Origin of the sequence: Nonomuraea sp. MG754425 (assembly GCF_021699195.1) — a bacterium.
GTDB lineage: Bacteria > Actinomycetota > Actinomycetes > Streptosporangiales > Streptosporangiaceae > Nonomuraea.
This window is the reverse complement of sequence record NZ_SSXE01000056.1, coordinates 17,626-36,216: the sequence shown is the minus strand read 5'-3', so window position 1 is coordinate 36,216 and position 18,591 is coordinate 17,626. Positions and strand designations below refer to the sequence as shown.

General features: G+C 61.4%; 12 protein-coding genes and 1 pseudogene. 5 read left to right on the top strand and 8 right to left on the bottom strand.

Features of this window, described 5'->3' with window-relative positions; translation table 11 throughout:
* The first annotated feature begins 36 nt into the window (after window positions 1-36).
* The gene (locus tag FAF44_RS20690) at window positions 37-627 is read left to right on the top strand and encodes a hypothetical protein (RefSeq protein WP_237104861.1); all 591 of its coding nucleotides are present in this window, start codon (window positions 37-39) and stop codon (window positions 625-627) included.
* Window positions 628-1,385: 758 nt separating this feature from the next.
* Window positions 1,386-1,628: a hypothetical protein gene (locus tag FAF44_RS20685; protein WP_237104860.1), complete on the top strand. Its 243-nt coding sequence runs from the start codon at window positions 1,386-1,388 to the stop codon at window positions 1,626-1,628.
* Window positions 1,629-1,787: 159 nt separating this feature from the next.
* On the opposite strand, the gene FAF44_RS20680 is transcribed toward FAF44_RS20685, so the two are convergent.
* From FAF44_RS20680 to FAF44_RS20670, 3 genes and pseudogenes are all read right to left on the bottom strand, one after another.
* Window positions 1,788-2,420, bottom strand: a complete 633-nt coding sequence (locus FAF44_RS20680) for a transposase (RefSeq protein WP_237104859.1) — start codon at window positions 2,418-2,420, stop codon at window positions 1,788-1,790.
* A gap of 12 nt (window positions 2,421-2,432) precedes the next feature.
* Window positions 2,433-3,110 (bottom strand): transposase family protein, encoded by a 678-nt coding sequence (locus FAF44_RS20675; RefSeq protein WP_237104858.1) that lies wholly within the window; start codon window positions 3,108-3,110, stop codon window positions 2,433-2,435.
* Between the two features lie 145 nt (window positions 3,111-3,255).
* Window positions 3,256-3,904: pseudogene (locus tag FAF44_RS20670) on the bottom strand (transposase family protein); the annotation flags it as partial.
* A 244-nt stretch (window positions 3,905-4,148) separates the two neighbouring features.
* Between FAF44_RS20670 and FAF44_RS20665 the strand changes: the two are divergent.
* Entirely contained in the window at window positions 4,149-4,571 is a 423-nt protein-coding gene (locus FAF44_RS20665; protein ID WP_237104857.1) for a hypothetical protein, read from the top strand.
* A 2,393-nt stretch (window positions 4,572-6,964) separates the two neighbouring features.
* Here the strand turns inward: FAF44_RS20665 and FAF44_RS20660 are convergent.
* Window positions 6,965-7,927: an RNA polymerase sigma factor gene (locus FAF44_RS20660; RefSeq protein WP_237104856.1), complete on the bottom strand. Its 963-nt coding sequence runs from the start codon at window positions 7,925-7,927 to the stop codon at window positions 6,965-6,967.
* Between the two features lie 305 nt (window positions 7,928-8,232).
* On the opposite strand from FAF44_RS20660, the gene FAF44_RS20655 reads away from it, so the two are divergent.
* Window positions 8,233-8,469, top strand: a complete 237-nt coding sequence (locus FAF44_RS20655; RefSeq protein WP_237104855.1) for a hypothetical protein — start codon at window positions 8,233-8,235, stop codon at window positions 8,467-8,469.
* A gap of 575 nt (window positions 8,470-9,044) precedes the next feature.
* Window positions 9,045-9,209, top strand: coding sequence for a hypothetical protein (locus FAF44_RS20650; RefSeq protein ID WP_237104854.1), 165 nt, complete (start codon window positions 9,045-9,047; stop codon window positions 9,207-9,209).
* 1,342 nt (window positions 9,210-10,551) lie between these two features.
* On the opposite strand, the gene FAF44_RS20645 is transcribed toward FAF44_RS20650, so the two are convergent.
* From FAF44_RS20645 to FAF44_RS20630, 4 genes are all read right to left on the bottom strand, one after another.
* On the bottom strand, window positions 10,552-11,574 hold the full coding sequence (locus FAF44_RS20645; protein WP_237104853.1) for a hypothetical protein: 1,023 nt from the start codon (window positions 11,572-11,574) through the stop codon (window positions 10,552-10,554).
* Window positions 11,575-11,589: 15 nt separating this feature from the next.
* The gene (locus FAF44_RS20640) at window positions 11,590-12,696 is read right to left on the bottom strand and encodes a hypothetical protein (protein ID WP_237104852.1); all 1,107 of its coding nucleotides are present in this window, start codon (window positions 12,694-12,696) and stop codon (window positions 11,590-11,592) included.
* 371 nt (window positions 12,697-13,067) lie between these two features.
* Window positions 13,068-15,059, bottom strand: coding sequence for a DUF262 domain-containing protein (locus FAF44_RS20635; protein WP_237104851.1), 1,992 nt, complete (start codon window positions 15,057-15,059; stop codon window positions 13,068-13,070).
* A 100-nt stretch (window positions 15,060-15,159) separates the two neighbouring features.
* A complete protein-coding gene (locus FAF44_RS20630; protein WP_237104850.1) occupies window positions 15,160-18,573 on the bottom strand; it encodes a Swt1 family HEPN domain-containing protein in 3,414 nt (1,137 codons plus the stop codon).
* Between the last annotated feature and the right edge of the window lie 18 nt (window positions 18,574-18,591).

Genomic DNA, 18,591 nt, shown 5'->3' with positions numbered 1-18,591 from the left:
TGCTCAATCGGAGCCCTCGTGTAGGATCCGATTGGGATGAATAGCACGCCGACGGCGACCCTGGGTATATACTTTGCCGTGCATGCCCAGGGCCGCCACGGCACGCAGGCCCATCAACTGCGGAGATGGAGCACAATGCTTAGCTTTCGTCTGATTCCACCAGACCGCATAAGCCTGCCAATAGATGTTCGAGTACCACTCGAAGATCTTGAAGACTATGAATATCTTGTAATGACGGGCAGTCAGCAACTGGGGGCCGCTGGCTATCAATTTTACATGGGAGGCTTCGGGAGCGAAAACTGGAATATGGATGTAGAATATGATATGTCGACTCTTATTGAAGGCCTTCCGAGCCTTCTTCAAAGCCTTCAAAGTACGGGAGCGGGAGAGGTTGATCTTTATTCGCAAGGCATCGAAAGAATGTTGCGATTTCAGCGGTGCGCTGATCTTGTCGAAGTCACATGCATTTCAAGGATGCACTGGCATCCTGACCCGCCTCTCGAAATTCACAATTATGCAGACATTGAGAAGATGCTGACCGGGCTTGCCGGAGATTTTGCTCAAGGGCTGCGTCGTCTGTCGTCTCCCATTGCGCAACTACGCCCCTTTGTCGACTGGACCAATTGACGAGATTTAAGGTCGCACTCAAACGAGAGGCGACTTGTAGCCTGGAAAGACATCAGCCGCCACTTCGCGAACTGGTATCCAAGAGTCCGAGCAAGCTCGGGGTCGACTCGCCAGACACCAGTGGTAAATGGGTCACGTGGGCACCGCTCGAGTGGATCAGCGAATCAGAGATATGGATCGGAGTGACCTCTCGAGGCTTCTGGGCAATCGGGAGGCCTGCCAGGACTGTGGCGTCGTCAGAGAAAGATCTATCCATTACATGGCTAACTCTGCTAGAAATCAGCATGCACGATCTGAAGGAAAAAATAGAGAACGCTTGCAACCGCCTCCGGCTGCGGATAGAAATAGATAGCCTAGTATTGTCGCTACCGCTCCAGAGCGCGATCTATATGGCACTCGACGGCAAGAGTCCATACTGGGCAGAAAGAGCGATGCAAAGACTGTCCGAACCGAATGAGAAAGCAACCCTAGAGCCTCGATTTATTGAGCTTCTCAAGCAAATCGCGAACGCACGTTACCTTCCATAACGAATCAGACACCAGGCTATGCGCCTGGTACGGGGATCCGCTGCAGCCCCACCCGGCAGCGCCGCGAGACCGACGATGTAGTTAGTCCTCACCTGCGATTATTCCCGGTTGCGTTGTGAAGGCGGGTGCCAGCATCTCAACCCGAATCTACCGATAGCGATTCGACGCGGGCGATTCTGACTGGACTCTTCCAGGCGGCGGGGTCGAGCACGGGAGGATCCGTTCGACGCTGTGGTCGAACGCCTGCTGGGCGTGGACTCCAGGGTGATCCCCGCCGCCGTAGCCCGTGCCGGTACCGAGCATCGGAATGTCGGCATCTTCTACCGGATCCGCATCACCGGCGGCTGGCTCCGGGCTGAGCCGAACGGCGCGATCGCCGAGTCGAGGTGGACTCCGATCGTTCGACGTCGCTTGCCTGCGCCGGTCGTCCCTCATCAAAACGCCGGCCGGGCGGGTGTGGCGCTAGAAGAGTGAGCCCTTTCCATCCTGGTAGCGGCCCTCTTCGACGAGTTGCAGGACAAGGATCGCGCGCACGAGCGCAGTCGCACGATGGGGGCAACAGCGCAGCTTGGTCAGCACCTTCCAGGACTTCAAAGTCGCGACGGAACGTTCGCCGATGGCGGCTCTTCGAAGTTAAGCGGGGTTGAGGCAGCCACGGCTCTTTCGCGTGGTGGCACAGCGCGTACGGAGTCGTTGTGATTCGGGATTGCGGAAACCGTACGCGTCACGAGCGACGGTCTTGATCACGCGGTTGGTCCCCTCGGATCCGGCGTTGGTGATGCCGGTCCGGATGAAGGCGAGGATCTGCGGCCACCAGGTCTCGATGGTGCTCGCCAGTCGTTCGAGTTCGGGCAGGCCGGAGGAGGCGCACCGGTCGTAGAAGCGGAACAGCCGGTCGGCGATCACCGTTCGGTCGGGGTGCGTACGCGCCAGTGCCAGCACGTCCAGCAGATCTTCCTTGGCGTTCCACGCGGCCAGGATCGGCGCTCCGAGCCGTTGGGGCAGGGCCATCAGGTCGTCGATCATCGGATCGAGTTGCGAGCTGTGCATCCGGGCGGCCGAGCGCGTCAGCCGGTTGCGGAGTTCCCATTCCCGGTTGCCCTTGCGGCCACGCCGGCCGCGGACCTGCACGGTCAGGCGGCGCCGGACCTCGGTGACAGCGGTGTTGGCCAGCTGCACCACGTGGAAATGGTCGACGACCAGCACGGCATGCGGCAGCGCGGCCCGGATGGCCGCCTTGAAGATCGTGCACATGTCGATCGCCACGAACCTCACCTGCTACTTCCACTCCTGGCCACGCGCCTGCAGCCAACCGATGACCGCCTCCGTGGTCCGGCCTTCGACCTGGCCGAGCAGGCCCTGACCGTGCGACAGGTCCACGAACCCGACATGCCACCTGTCCACCACCGCCTTCCACGCCTGCGCGCTCTCGTCATAGACCCAGCGGGGACGGCCACGGCGTGTCTCGTCGATCCCCAGCACGGTGACCGCCTGCGGCTTGGCCGGCAGCACCCGGCCGGCATGGGCGGTGAACGCCGCCGAGGCCACCGGCCAGGACACACCGTGATCCCGTGCCGACTGCACGATCGTGCGGCCGCCATCGGCCACCGCCGCACCGCTGGCCTGGCGTAACCGCTCGGTCAGCCGCGCCCGTGCCGGGATCTGCGGCACCTGCTCGGTGAATGTCTTGCGCGGACAGGCGGCCGAACAGATCCAGCGCCTCTTACGCCACAACAGCAGACAGCGGCGGCCGGCCACCGGCAGATCCCGCGGCCGAGTGGTCACCCACTCCTTCATCCGGGTGGCCGTCACCCCGCAACCGGGGCACACCCGCGCCCGCTCGTCCATCGTCGCCAACCAGACGATAGGCCCCTCACCAGTGTGTTCATCTCTTTCGATCACCTCGACGACGGCCAGGCCATCCAGGCCCAGCAATCGCGTCGTATCGTTGACCATGCTCGCGGCTCTTCTGTTGTGATCTTCTGCGTAGACAACAGAAATGATCGACGGGAGCCGCGAGCTTCCTCAAGAGGCGATCTCACCCCCAGCCACGCGAGCGGGGGCGGCAGTCAAGCCTCAACCCCGATCAAGTTCGAAGAGCCCCGATGGCTCGGATACGGGCGTGGGCGCAGTTGACGTCCAGCTGTCCGCGCGATAACAGGGGACGATGGCGATGGCGCTTGAACGGCGCGCGGATTGTTCCGCCCGCTCCTTGATAGCCCTTGTCCGCGAAGGTCTTGACGCCGACGCCAGTCAGGGCATCGATCAGACCGACCGTCCGAGCGGCGGTCAGGTCATGGACGGCGCCCGGCAGCGCAGGTGAGGCCCACACCAGACGACCCACGGGATCTGCCAGCACTTGCACGTTCATCCCATGTTGTTTGTGTTTGCCGCTGTAGTACGGTTGCTCCTCGGCAAGGCGGTCGATAGGAATGAGGGTGCCGTCCAGGATGATGTAGGCCAGCCTGGATGCGCGCTCAACGGCGGCGTAAACGTCGTCGGACAGGGCGGCCAGCAGGTCGACGCTTTCGCGGATGTAGCGCCAAGCCGTGGTGGTGCCGATAGCGAAGCCGGCAGCCAGACGTGCGTAGGTGCCGCCGTTACGGAGGTGCGCCAGGACCAGGAGCGCTTGCTGAGCCGGGTAACCGCCGCCATCGGCAACGGCGTTCAGCCCGCTGCCTGCGGATAAGTTCGGCCAGACGGGTCAGGGTGTGGTTGGACAGGGGAATCGAGGCACGGTAAGACAGCAACGAGGCTCCCGGTTGGGGCATCGGATCTTCGTCGACTGCTGTCTTACCGGGAGCCTCTTGTCATGCCAACCTGCTCCTGCACGAACCCGTGACGACCTACACGATCGGGTTGGAGGGGCCTCAACGCCGACCTGCCCCAGCGTCTACCGCTACTGACCTGCGCCATCCGTGTGGAAGATCAGCGATCCGCCGCGAGGTCGCTCGTCGGGAGCGCCCCCGTTCCATCGATCTGGCACGAGGAGATATGAGCCGCGACGTCGCCATCGACTTGGAGTTCCACCACAACATCGATTTCATGGAGGTCCTCGATCGGCTCGCCCGCATGGGCTGGGAGTTGCGCCGCGAAGAAGACGCCATCTGGTACATGACCGACTACGACTGGAAGATCCTGCCGCTGGACGACCTGGCCGAGGCGAAGCGCGACATGCGCACCTCCTTTGAGGCTGGAGAGGCGGTAGGCATAACCACCAGGCTGCCCGACGAGGAGACCTTCGCAAACGTGCTCTTCCACGAGGAAAGGACGTCGGTCTCCCTGATCCCTCTGCTGGATTACCGCACCATCGCGCACATGCCGGAGTTCGTCGATCTGGGCTGGTATCTCGAGAAGTTCCTGACGGCATGTAGAGATCTGCCCATCGTCCGAACGGAAGCCAGCGACCAACGGTGACGATGTCAGAGAGGCCGCAGAAGACCGACCCGCGCCCTTTCGGCGGACGGGATCAGGGCGCGGAGCTTGGATCAACGCAGCCACCCGAACCACGGTGTGATGTGGCAGCGGCAACTGGGTAAGGCCGCAACGAGGCTGCCGTTGGGGGACTAGATCATGTTCGCCTGCACCTACCCCTACTGACCCACATCATCAGGTTGGAAAAGGCTCAGTCTATGGAATAGTCGTATAGCTCAGCCGGAGCCCGTAGCCACCTCAAACATTCGCGTTCGCCACCTGGAAGAGAGGAGATGAGGGCTGGGCGCGGCTAGAGAGCTCTTCCGCGTCCTCTATCGTCCAGGGGTCACGGTAGAAATGCGGGCCCAGGAGCCACAAAGTGGTAGTCCCGTGATGAGAATCCAGTTCATGCTCAAGGCGCTCATTGCTGAAGCCTGGGAGGTGGAGAACTGGCGCTGTTACATGCCAAGTGGGGACAGTTGGCGTAGTGGTCGCTTCAAGCTGCAGACCTCCGGCGAGGTTTAGCGGCCATTTTGACCAGCGCATTCGTGGAATGAGTGCACGCACACAGGCTGCAGATTCATGTGGGTCTAGCGCCTTTGTGCGTAGGCACTCGCTGCTTCCACTGATGGCATATCGAAAGAGATCACTGAGCTTAGAGGTGAAGAGAAGGTGACGCTGTAGGACATGCGCCGTTGTGCGTTCTCTCGGTTTTGCCCACGTCCTTGCCGCAGGCTGTGTTCGGGCGCCACTGGGGTCCCAAGATATGGAGGCTGGCGCACCTTCGGGCCAGGAAAGCAGGGTCAAGGCGAAGGGGGAATTGCAAGTGTCCCAGTAGTTCTTATAGGCGTCCCAACCTCCGCTGGGATCGACAAAGTGCAAGGCCGCGAGTGCGCCGACGTCCGAAGGCTTGATTGTGTCGCCACCCTGGCTGTGGATCACGACTCGGACGGCAGTTGTCGTGGGGGTGAATAGTCTCGCCAGTTCTCTGGGCAAGGCGTGCGGCACGTTATCTGTGAGCCTGTCGAAGGTGCGCCGAGTCGGCGATGGGGGATTGGCGGGGGAAACGTCTGGCGAATTCCTCGTGGAAGTATCCAGGCCTGCTGGGCTAGTCTGCCTGTACCGATTGAGTAGGATGTTTGCGCACAGTGAATCGGTGAGGTCAGTCAGGCGCGTTGAGACATTCTCATCGAGCAGTAGAACCACTGTGCGGAAACGGTTGCCGTGGCCAACATCTAACGAACTAGCCAGAATCGTGTTCAGAAAGGCGCGAGTTTTGCCGCTTCCTATATGGCCGTAGACGAGTGGAGGTATACATCCCGTCAACACCTCGATGGTCCTGTGCGGTATGGCTCGTTCCGATTGCGGCCGATCCATCGCTGCCAGCGCCGAGGCTGGGGTTTCAGCCGCGATTCCCGCCCACGGAATGAGCAACCGCAGATTCTGGGCACGCCGATTGTTTGCTGTGTCAAGTTCGCCGGCGCTCACCTGCGTCGGCTTAATCGTAGGTACAGCTTCGCCTGACGCGGAGCTTGTGACTATGCTCCCGGGTTCCTCGACGGCATATAGACGCCCCGGCCGGGACTGTTGCCATTCTGGCGTCGCATGTTCCTGCAGATCGGAGGCTGACGCAGGTGCTTCGACCAACCCTAGTGACCGAGCCATAAGATCTCGGGAATACTCGTCAAAGCCATCTTGCGGCAAATTCATGCTCTTTGGCCAGGAGAGCTCTCGGTCCAATACCGTAGCGCAGGCACGTAGCAGGGCCGGTGGAGCGTGGCCAACTCGCAAGAGTGCGGCCGAGACGATGGCTTGAGCCACATGGTCGGCCACGTCAGCGATGACGCCCTCGTCAATCAGATACTGCAGGATGCAGGCAGCCCCTCCAGGTAGGGCCACCACATTATGGATGAGCTGTCTCGGCAACTGCAGCGAGGCTGGCAGCGGAAGTACGTGACCAGGTGATGGGGACGTCGTAAGCGCATGGAGAGACGCAGCGTGGGGACAAGGCGGAGGGGATGGCAGATGCCGCATCGCTGTCTGTGGGGTGCGTTGGGTGCCGACGTTGCAGCCGCCGGGGTTCCGCGGCCGAAGCCTGAGTGCGGCCGTAGGCGTGGACTGGCACATCCGCACCAACATCAGCACGAGGTCGTCGAGCTCGAAGGACGGTTGCGCAGACATCCCCGCGGATCTGTCGCGCTTCTGGATGCGACGCGTCAAGTGTTCAGGCAGGCCCGCGCGAATGTGCTTGGCCACCGGACTTCCCAGTGACGAACGCTCGAGCATCTGGTCGAAGTCGTCGTCGATCTCCATCGTCGGTGCCAGTGGCGGTGGGTCGGCGGGTTGTATGCACGGCGAGTGCACAGCGTCGCGACGTTCTTCGTTACTCATGGCAGTCACCTCTCCGCACCGTCAGGGTCCACTTGGGCTTTTGGAGCAGGGTTCTCCTTGCCAAGATTTTTGCGGGCGCGTCCTAAGCGCCCTTCAGCAGCCTTCTCGCTTAGGCCGCAACGTTCGGCTGCCTCAGCCTGGTTGTAGCCCTGGCTGCGGAACCACAGGACTTCACGCAGCTGGGGGTCCTTGATCTTGCTCACCATGCGCCGAGCCTGGTCGACCAGAACCACCTGATCTTCTGGACTTCGGACGCGAGCGGGGCGCAAACTTGGCAAATTATCAAGATCGTCGGTCAATCCGGCATGTAGGGCTACCCGGTCCAGCACCTTAGCTTTGCACCACCTGCGGTAGACCTTCTCAAAGGCGATCAGACACCCACCGATGAAGTAGGTTGTCAGCGCCGCTCCGCCCTCAGGATTCCAATCGCCGTGGCGCACTGTGTGGCGAAAGCGCTCGATGCCTTCCTCAGCGACTTCGAAGGCCAGCTGGTCAACATCGTCTTGGCTCCATCGCCGCCAGTCGGACCTGGCGCGCTCAAGCGGGGGGATGGGAGGCAATCCTCTCTTCGCCCTGCCCTTGTTCGTCCGTGCGCGCATCTCGTTGACCTTGGCGAAGATCTTTTCAGCCCGGAACCAGCCAATCAAGATGGGCAGACTGGAACCCAACAGGCGCCCACACATCTTGTCGAAGCGATCAACGCGACCCTGGGCCAGATCCTGCTGCAGCAACATCATGATCCGGTGATCTTCTTCAAGGCGTGACCGACGCGCCTCGGCGCTCTCCTGAAGCTCGGGGGGCGCCAGCTCATGTTCGGCCTCGATGATGGCAGCGGCGATCAGATCCGAGGTTTCTTGCTCCGATATTGGATCGTCGTCGCTGCTGGCATCCTCGTCGATGCCCCCTGGTTTGACCGACTTAGTCACGAGCGTGCTCGGACGTGGGCCGGGCTGTTCGAGATGCGCCATCGACGTACCCGCTCCCCTCGGGGGTTGGGGGCCGAGGGAAGGCACGCACGGCCCGGGACAGGTGGTGGTCTACTGCGTAGCTCTATGGGGCCGCGCAAGATCTCCCCTCGGGTCTCCCCAAAGTTTTTTGTGCCGTCTGAAGGCGAGGGGAACGCGACGCGAATCGCCTAGACATCCATAACTCAAGCCCTTCTCCTTCAGAGCAGGGCCAAGCGCGTGGAAGGGACATTGTGAAGGCAAACCCTAACGTCGATCATCACCCCGTGTGCCCGCTTCACCAGCACGAGCCCAACAGTTGTGGCAGCGTGGCCAAGCCCGACGCGACCGCTGCCAAGTCTTCGGATCCTGCGTCGGCGAACCCTCCCACGCCCGCGGAACGCATCGCGCTCGCCCTGCTGTGCGCCGCAATGGCCACCGTCGTCATGACTGGCCTGATGCTCGCTGACAAGGCGTCCTGGCCCGCGTCCCTCATCGTCGGTCTGGGTGCCGGCGGCGCCGCCCTCGTCAGCGTGCTCACTCTCCTTGGCCGGACGAACTCCTAGTGATCGCTAAGAAGCGTCTGCTCCTCCTGGTCTTGCCTGACGCTCGACCGCGCGTTCGTTGGCTCCTTTGATGCTTCGGGCGTGACCGTGGCCGTTGGCCGGATAAGTCTCACCGCCGAGCTTGCCCTGCTGCCTGGGCGCGATGTCGACGGAGCCGCCATCCTTGAACGCGCCCGTGCGGGCTTGCTGCGAGACGATCCTGGGCGCTTGCCCTGTCCGCTGCGTGTTAACGGGCTGACATACACGGTGCTGGAGCCGCGGTGTTCCGCGCGTGAGCGTGTGCGCTGGTTGTCGGGCGAGGAATTCCACCCGCAGCCGTATGAGTAGCTCGCCGCTTCCTGCGTTGCCGAGGGCCAGCACGAGGCCCGTGCAGTCCTGTACGCCAAGGAACGGCCGTCAGCAGTGCGCTGCTCGGTCAGGGGCGGGGCCTCCTGCAGGACGTCACGGTCGGCTTCGGTTACAAGCCGTGGCGGGCAGCAACATGGCTCGTTGTCCTGTTGGCCATCGGTGGTGTCGTCTACTCGGTGGCACCTCCGTCTCCGCTGAAGCTGGGCGGATCGCCGCACTTTAACACCGTGATCTATGCGCTTGGTCTGCTGCTTCCCATTGTTGATCTGGGCCAGCAGTCGGTGTTCAACCCAGTTGGAGCGACGCAGTGGCTCTCTTACGGGCTGGTCGCGGCTGGCTGGGTGCTGGCGACCACAGTTGTCGCCGGAGTGGCCCGCGTACTGGGCCGGTGAGGGTGGACTTCAAGCGGAAGTTGCGCACGTATTTGGCACGATCAGGCTGGCTGTGTTCGCCCCATGCTGCGCGGCCGGAAGCGGGTACCGGCGAACGTGACCGCCTAAAATATGGCCCGACCTGGGGAAACGTCATCAAGATCATCCCGTGTATATCCCCTGATCATGGTCTTACGGTTGCATGCGGGCACCGCCTGCTGCCTACCAAGGACACAAAACAAAAGACCTGCGGCTGTGAAACCGCAGGTCAGGGGCCTGAAATGCCGATCTAGGTGAGTGCCCCCGGCAGGATTCGAACCTGCGGCACCCGCTTTAGGAGAGTGGTAGCTGTACGGCTGGATTATATGCTCTGACCTGCGCAGATGCTTCGTGTCGCCTGCAGCACTCGAAAGATCATCCCACGCATGTCCCTGCACCTGTCGAGGCGTGCCACCACCTCACGGAGCACCAGTCCGTCCCTGTGCTGGCACACTCCCGAGTACGGTACACGCCTTTTGCGCCAATCTGGCTTGGCGAATCGCGTGTTCGTCTACGCTCCGACTGTGGCACGTCTCTTGCGCACAGCCTTTCTGATCATCGTCGTTCAAGCAAGCCGCTGCCTAATTTCCCAGCGCGAGGGCCAAACGGTGACGCATCCACCAAATGGATCACCAACGCCAACGAGAGAGCCAGCTCCAAGTGGGCGCGCCGTTTCTCGCTGGACCATGATCGGAACCGTCCTGGCAGGCTTTGCTGCACTGGCAGCTCTCGCCGTCTCCACATTGGCCCTCACAATTCAGACGGCAGATCGTGATGAACGTCTTGCTCAGCAGCGGGCTGCCTTCGCCGCAAAGGTGACATGGTGGTTCGAATCAGAGCCGAAAGAAGTGCTTGTTATCCAGAACACCAGCACGGAGCCGATGATCGTCGAGTGGCGAAGAGGAGCAGCTCCTGGAAGGGGGCATGAGGACTGGGTGCCTCTCGGGGCGCAGCCACCGTGCACCACCAGTCGATACGGCCGGATATTGGTGGCTCCTGAATGGGCCGATGAGCTCTTCGACCCTGTGTATGGAAATTATGCGCTGCGGATCACGGATCCCCAAGGACAACACTGGGACAGACTGCCGAGGGGCGAGCTCATATATGCGGATCCTCTCAACGCGGGCGCCCCCTATAAAGACGCACGAGAGGTTGAGTCCGGCCTACCGCTGAGCCGTGATCCCGCTCCTGGTTGCTAACGGCGATTACCTTGGGACAGCCGATGATTCGAATCCTTAAATAAAACGTAGTAGCATCACACGCAGGGCTGGCCTGAACAGACCGCCTTCGTCCCTATAATTACCATATGGTATAGCTGGCCTAGCTAGAAAAGCGTGGGCTGTGATTCCGGCCTGCGCTGCTGAATCACTTGTTGCAATTGCCGCGGCAAAGCAGGGCGACGAGTGGCATAAGCCCGCCTTGCTATCTGCTTGTGTATGTCACCATCGCCAGTTTTGGCGATTCTGCCCCATGCCACCTTCCATTGGTCAGATTCTTGCTCATGACGGGCGAGCGAGGCATTATTCAGCAAATCAAATGCCGCTCTGACATCTCGCGCCCTAACGGCACCATACTGCTCTCGCAAGATACTTACCGTGTCATGTATGCTCACATCAATGACCCGATTATCGGCTCGTCCATAGACACTCGGCCAAGTCTTGGTCCAAAGGTGCGTAGCAAGATAAAGGGAATCAACTGCATCATTGATGAACGCCCTCGCCGCCTTGATACCTACGAACCGCGTAGCTGGTATGTTTAAGCCTCTGTCCAGTCTCGGCTGGATTTGCGGATCACGCTCGCTCTCCCGCAGGACACCATTATCAGCATGGTGGATCCTTTGGAAGGAATACACGCCGTCATCCCGAGCATACTGAACGATAACTGGGGCTACGGTGGGCGAATAAGTGTGATCTTCACACTGAAAGCGCTCAATTATGATGCGATCAACTGCCGCCGGCCCCACCCTCATAGACACGAAGAGCAAGACATCTACATGCGTAACATCGGCAAGTCCGCTCGAACCCGCTGGGAGCTTCGTGAGGGAATCATAGGCACCTAACTGCTTGCACAGTTTATTTACACTATTCTCATGCAGGGCAATCTCAGCGATTTCGCACACCAAACCGCCACCATCATTGAATAATATGGTGAAATCAGGAGTGAGGGTCCTCTGTCTAGACACACTTATGCGAGGGAAACGCTCAAAATGCTTAACTGTCTGTGGCACATCCTTAACTTCGGGGCTTGTATACAGCCACTCGAAGGCAGACACCACGTCTACGTGGCGGTCATATACGCTGTATTTCTTTAAGGCATCCTCAAGCGCCCGCTCATCTGCTGCTGCCATGCGACGACATTCCGCTTAGTGAGAACCAACAAGATCATCTATGCTGACTTCTGCTGCTTCCGGAGCATCACTGATCTGTATACCCATGAAAATATCAGCTAGTTGATCCGTCAGCCGAGTAAGCGCGGCCAAGCTTGCGCGCCACCCAGGATGAATTTCGATTGCATCCGATTGAGTTACAAAGACATCGAAATTCGAACCATCTCTGTAATCCGTGACCACGATGTGTACGTAGGGATTAGCATGTAGGACTGCAACGCCTAGCGAGCTATCCTTAGATAGCTCCTTGATCATCTCGGCAGATGTGAGAGGATGGGTAGTCCTTCCCGCCGACAGCTTGATATTCAATGGCCGGGCAGGATCCGAGGTTGTGCGGGCCCTCCCTGACAGGAGTCGCCTGCGTCTCTCAGCGGCTTCGGCTAGGGGTCGGAGTATTCTGGCTTCGAAAAGATGAAAATCGCCATTGTAATACGTCGCGCCAGCCTGGCGGCGCAGGTGAATGCGAAGTTTTTGATTAATCAGCAGAGTAAGCGACCTGACTGACGCACCGATTTGTGAACAATGATTGATAGTTTCCGAGAACGAGGGCCTGTCTTCTCCAGCGCGCTTTGGCCATCCACGAGAATAGGAGGAGTAGTCTAGGACATCCCGAGCTGTAAATCTTTCGACCTCTACAGAGGCGAAGCGCTCAAGCCCTTGCCCGACTTCTGCGATGTCGTCATCGTTGAGAAAGAATGGCGATACTCCAGGGCGCACCAACGATATCCAGCGATCGACTCGTTTCCATTCGCGACTCGTGAATGGAACAGTTGCTGCCAAGAAGACAATACCGGGGTGCTCGGTTGGCCATATTGCAAGCACAAAATCGAATGTCTCGCCGCGAACGCGAACAAGCTTGGCTTCGCCAAACGTCAATTGTTCACTAGCGACACTTCTTCTGATCGCTTCAACAAGATCTGTGTCGCCATTTTCAGTCACAATGGTAGAAACTGTGAGCTGCGCTTCAGGCATTGGCGATCGCGGGCCAAAGAGGCTTGCCAAGCTGCCGCCTTCGCCCTGCTGCGCCCGACGCCAGAGGACTTCATCGAAGCTTGACATCTCTCCAGCGTTGTGCCGTTCCACCCCTGGCCTCCTAGGAACGGACTAGTGCCTGTAGCTGCGATCTTTCAATATGAGCATCGCCGCTTGGGTCTACTCCGTTACTTGCGAACACTATCCACCGTACACAACCGCTTGCTGATCAAGAAGGGGACAAGTGGTGTGATACAGGCTAATCGAGGAGTGGATGCAGTTAGGCTGACACAGAGCTGGTACTCTGGGTCCCTTAAAGTGTGACCTGACCTGCGGAATCCATGCGGATCTGCGAGTTGACGTCGACGCCCGTCACCTGGGACGTGTTCCCAACACGGAAGCGCATCCGGAAGTCATGCAGCTGTCTGGCGCCCATGGTTTCGTCTGATATATGAGTCAGCGACGGAGCTTCTCGATGCCGACTACTCGACGCTGCTGACGGGGAAGGCGATGAGTTCACCGATCCAGGGGGTCTCTTCCAGGTCAGGAAGCTGGGAGAGCGGCAGAGCCTGGTCCTGTTCGTGGGCCATCATGTCGCGCCAGGCCTCGATGGTGCCCGACACAAGGTAAGGACCGACAGCGATCTCCACGGTGTCGCCCTCCACGTGGACCGGAGCGGTCTGGCCCGCGATTTCGAGGTCGCTGTCGAGGCTATTGCTCGCGGCATCGATCGCGGCCACCAGGTTGTCGAAGCTGAAGGAGCCGGTCCATGTCACGTCGTTGACTCTGGCGGTCGCCACGATCTTGCTGACGTCCCAGCGACTCTGGTAGAGAATGAACTCCAGAGTGGAGCCCGGTTGTACCTCGACCGGCGCGGCGGCCTGGTAGAGCCAAGATGGCCGGAAGCTGTCGAGGAGTTCGGTCATAGCCGTAGCGAGGAGACGGCGGCGTTCGGTCAGGAACTCGCGGTAGCTGGCGGCGTCGCGGAGCGGCTCGTCGTACGGGACAAGGTGGGCGGCCAGTTCCTCCTTGGTCAGGGGCGGCCCGTCGTCGACGAAGTAGACGCTCGGCGAACGGTCGCTGATCTTCCGGTTGGCCTTGCCGGAGATGAAAGCCAGGTTGGCGAGGTCGTTGATCTCCGCCTTGCTGTACCTCTGCGGGTGGCTCTTCAACGTGGCCTGGGGGTGGATGTGGTGGTGCTCCAGCTTGATATGGTCTTCAGCGATCGCTGAGATCTCGGTGCCGAACCACCAGTCCAGAGCGCCTGCCTTCTTGGCCACGAGGTAGCTCAACGGGAAATAGGCGCTCTCCCGCGTCTTACCAGTCAGGTCCTGTGGGGTGATCTCGATCCGAGTGCCAATGATCCCAAGGTTTGCGAGCAGCTTTCTGATCGGCTCCGGCTCGCGCACCGTTGGGATGTCGCGGCCGAGCATGGTGTCGGTCGAACTGCTGTAGCGGTTGCGCAAGTTGGCCAGGAGGAACCAGTAGAGGATGCCGTCGCGGGTCTCCGTGTCGAGCGGCGCGTCCGGCCGTTCGCCCAGGAAGATGACCAGCGGTAGCAGTGCCATGTGGGACGGGATGAGCGCGCTACTGGTGATCTTCAGGTTCTCCTTGAGCAGCGGCACCAGATGTCGCAGGCCACGCTGGACCGTCTTCCACCCGGTGTTCAGTGCATCGTCGGTCGCGGCGACCAAGCGGCCGTGTGACCATGTGGAGAGCCCACGGCCGAGAACGGCCCCAGCCAGGGCACGGGTGAGGAATGTGACGTCGAGGTCCGGGTAGTGGCGCTGCGTCCAGTACGCCGCCTCGTCCTCAAGTTTCTGCAAGATGCCCGGCCAGCGGGCAGAGAGCATGGCGAGCGTCAGGTCGGTAGTCTTGAGCGCCCGGCCGCTATTGACGCGGACGAAAATCTGCGCGATCTCCTCGTAGCCGAATCCGACGAGCAGCTCCATGTAGTAGATGCGATTCTTGATTGCCGCCAGCTTGCTCAGCCGCCGCCCGATCTCCTTGGACGTTGCCTGGACGCCGGCCTCAAGCAGGTTTCCTTGCATCTCGAACAGGTCGGCGTCGTCACGGAGCACGTCGTAGACCTTGATCCAGCGAGAGTCGTTCTTGGTCGAGCTGCTCTGGTTCTGGAACGTCTCGGTTTCAATATCGAAGACGATCTGGGCGTCTTCGTGGTTGTTGAAGATCCGGTGAAGCGAGGTGAGCCGCTGCTGGCCGTCCAGGAGATAGAGCGGAGGCATCGTCGATTCCTGCGGGGTGGCCCCGATTGCCGCTTCGCGCGTCAGCGGCGTCTCGCCCGTCTTCCACAGCAGCAGGGAGCCCGACGGATACTCGCGGTAGAGCGAGTCGATCAGCTTCGCGACCTGCGTGGGCTGCCAGACGTAGCCGCGCTGGATCTCCGGGAGCTTGATCTCCCCGGCGGAGATCTGGTCGATCAGCATCTTGACGGAGCGCTCGGTTTTCTCCACGGGCATGGGGGTGTTGCCTCGTTCCTGGTCTGTGAGGAGCGATGTGGATGAAATCAACCCTGGATACGGCTGTCGACGGGCGGGCGCCAGCCGTACCGGGTCAACGGTCTTCGAACTTGCCCTCGACCTTGAGGTGGCCGAGGTTCTCGAGCACCTTCATGACGGTGTCGTCGGAGAAGCCTTCGGTGCGTCGCGCGGTGATCTGAACCTCCACCTCGAGTTCTACGTCGTCGGGGGCGGTGAGCAGGGCGAGGAGGTCCTTCGCTAGGCTGTTGAGGTCGCGGGAGTAGCGCTCCGGGTTGACCTTGAGCGAACCCCAGAACCTGGTGTTCCGTACGGCAGGTGGTGCCGGGGGATTCGGGCCCGGTCCCGTGGAGCCGCCAGGTGTCGGCTGCTCGAAGGGGTCGGCTCCCGTCGTCTCGGGGAGGTCTGCTCCGTCCCCGCCCGGCGTCGGAGCGGGCTGGCGCTCCTGCTCCTCACGGGCGCGCTGGGCCTTGGCTCGGCCGAGTTCCACCAGGACGCTGCGGTCGGTTAGTTGGCTGAAGTATTCGCCGGTGCCAGGGATGACGAGCTCGATGTAGCGGTCGTCCTCCTCGTCGTACCTGGCGGCGACTGCGAAGCCCTCGACATCGCCGGTGAGCTCTTCGAGGACCCGGAAGATGCCCTCTTCGAGGACCTTCCGATTGCGCAAGCGGCTGAGGTAGGGGAAGCGGCAGTAGTACTGCCACAGGTCTCCGAGGGAGATGTGCCCCTTCTCCCAGACCTTGGAGAGCTTCTTCTCCAGGTCGTGGCGGATCAGCCGGGCGCCCTGGACCGCGCGAAGCTGGTCGAGGTTACGCAGCTTGGTTTCCACCCGAGCGGGAATGACATCGCCCTCGTCATCGAGTGTGACCGAGCGCAAGCCGATGCGGCCGGCCTTGTCGTCCCAGATCGGATAGATCACCGTGTTGTACGCCTGGGTGAGTCGCAGCCAAACGGTATCGTCGGCGGTCTTGCGGCGCTTCTTCGCCATCGCCGCCTGGTCAGGGACGAGGGGCAGGTCCCGGTCGTTGACGATGGAATCCCACGCGAGGTAATCGCGGGTGGCGTCCTTCAGGTAGTCGAGTAGCTCTCGGTCCGCGGCAGCGAAAACCAGCATGTTCTGATTGACCCGAGGTGTGTCGCCACGGGCCTCCAACGCCTGAGTGGCGAAGTCTCGAGCCGGACTGACCTGGTTCTGCGCAGAGAAGTGATAGCGCGGGTGAATGATGGAGAGAGCGACCTCGTTGGTCTCGGGGATGTCGCCCCGTTCCAGGCCGGGGAAGACCTTCCCGAAGAGCCCTTTGTGCCTGCTCGCGGCGTCGCGCTCTTTCAGCCGACGGACGATCTCCACGTATACGTCTTCGGGGTGGCTGCGGTACTCCTCGGCACGGTCACGGGCAAGCCGGTTAACCGACTGCTGGGTGTCGAACCAGTAGGAGCTGCCGTCCACGTAGAAGTAGAGCGCCTGCTCGCTGAGCAGGTGGATCGCCGAGGCGAAGTTGCCTACGATGTCGCCGGGCAGGGCGGTGCCGAGCCAGATCCGCTTCCGCTCGACGCCCTTCTGCTGGGCGCCGGTGCGGGCGGCGGAGGCCAGGAACGCGGCCCGGGCCAGGCGGCGGGTGATGTGCCGCTGAGCGAAGACGGCGCGGCTCTTGTCGACGCGCTCCGGGGTGGAGTTCGGGGCGTCAACGTCCGCTTCGATGACAGCCTTCCATGAGTCGGACAGGTAGTGGGTAACCTCGCCGAGCACCCATTCGTCGCCGAGCGGCAGCGACCCCGGCATGATTAGCGGAGCCGGGTCCTCGGCCTGCCAGAGTCGGTAGATCACTGCGCTCATCAGGCGGAGGACGCCGCGGGTCTTCTGGAATCGCTCCAGCGTCGACCAGTCTTCGTAGAGCCGGTGGAACAGCTCAGGGTGGATCGGGTATGCCGCCTTGATCTCGTCCTCGTACTTGGGGTCGAGCACCGTGTTCGGGAACTCGGCTCCGTGCTCGCGGTAGAACTTCACCAACGCCTTGGCGATATAGTCGCGCTCCTTCTTCGCCGCGGCAGTCGGCTCCTCGAAGAGGCGTCGCCGGACGATCTCGAACGACTCGTCAGGAGTGGCAGGCCTCCAGTGCTTCCCAAGTCGGCCGACGACATTCTGCAGTCGCTCCAGGGCCTCCTGGCCACGGACACCGCCTACCTCGGCCTCGTTGCCCCGGGCATTGCGGTCTTTCGGGTCATGAGAGGCGGGCACGGAGACAATGAGCATGACACCCGGGATGGCTTTGGCCAGCTCAGTCAAGGTCTGGGCGAAGGTGAACTGCCCCTCGAAGTTGCCTCCTGGCAGGTCCTCACGACCGTGGAGCAGGCGGGCGTACGCCACCCACTCGTCGATGAGGACCACGCAGGGCGCGTACGCTTCCAGCAGCTGACGGAGCGATGCCCCCGACGGAACCCGCCGCTGGTCGGACTCAGCGACGATTTCGAAGGCGTCCCGTCCACCAAGCTGCCAGGCTAGCTCTCCCCAGAGCGTGTTAATTCCCGGGCGACCTCCCTCGTGGGAGGGCTTGGCCGTCTCGATGTGGTTGCCGACGATGGCGACACGGCGCACGCCTGGGACGATCTGGGTGTCGTCCAGCATGTCCTGGACTGGCTGCGGGAAGTCGGCCGCCTCGTGGCCGGGTGCGTAGAGGTGCCAGACCGCGAGCATCGAGTGGGTCTTGCCGCCGCCGAAGTTCGTCTGCAGATTAAAGACCGGCTCCGCGTTGCCGTCGCCGGCGATCCGGCGGGCGGTGTTGGACAGCAGCTCCTTAAGACCGTCTGTGAGGTAGGTGCGCTGGAAGAACTGGATTGGGTCGGCGTACTCGGGGCTCTTCGCCTTGCCGTTCGCTACGTGATAGAGGTCGGCGGCAAACTCCGCCTGGGCGTATTTTCCGGTGCGGACGTCCTCATGCGGGATCATGACGTCGCGCCAACTACCCAGCTTGTCTGCTGAGACGGTGATGGACGCGGACGCGCTCTTGCGGGCGCGGTCGAGCGCCCGCTTGTTGTCGATCTGGGTGCGGTGCTCATCGCGCTGCTCGCGGACCTGGTCAGCGGCGGTCGCCGCGCCAACGGAGCGGAGCAGCCGCTCCATTGTGTCCAGGATCCGGTAGGTGTCGTCGTAGGTGATCTTTTCGTTGTGCGCCCACGCATTGCGGGCGTCACGCAGCTCGCTTGCGTAGCGCTGGCCGGAGTGGCCGATCAGATCGTGGAAGACTTTCCGATAGTCTGTAATGACCTTCAGCTGGAGCTGCGGATCGTGCTTGGACAGTTTCATCCCGCCGCCGTGTTTGCTGGCTTCATTGGCGGCGATCAGGTCGAGCCAGTCCTTTCCTGGGGGCGCGGCATCCTGCATGAGCCGGTTAACGACCGGCTCCAACTCCTCAGCGAGGATCTCGAACCCCTTGCCCACCCGCTGGGCATGCGACAGCGCCATGTCTTTCTTGCCTAACCCCTCGCCATTCATGTTCATCCACCCGGTCAG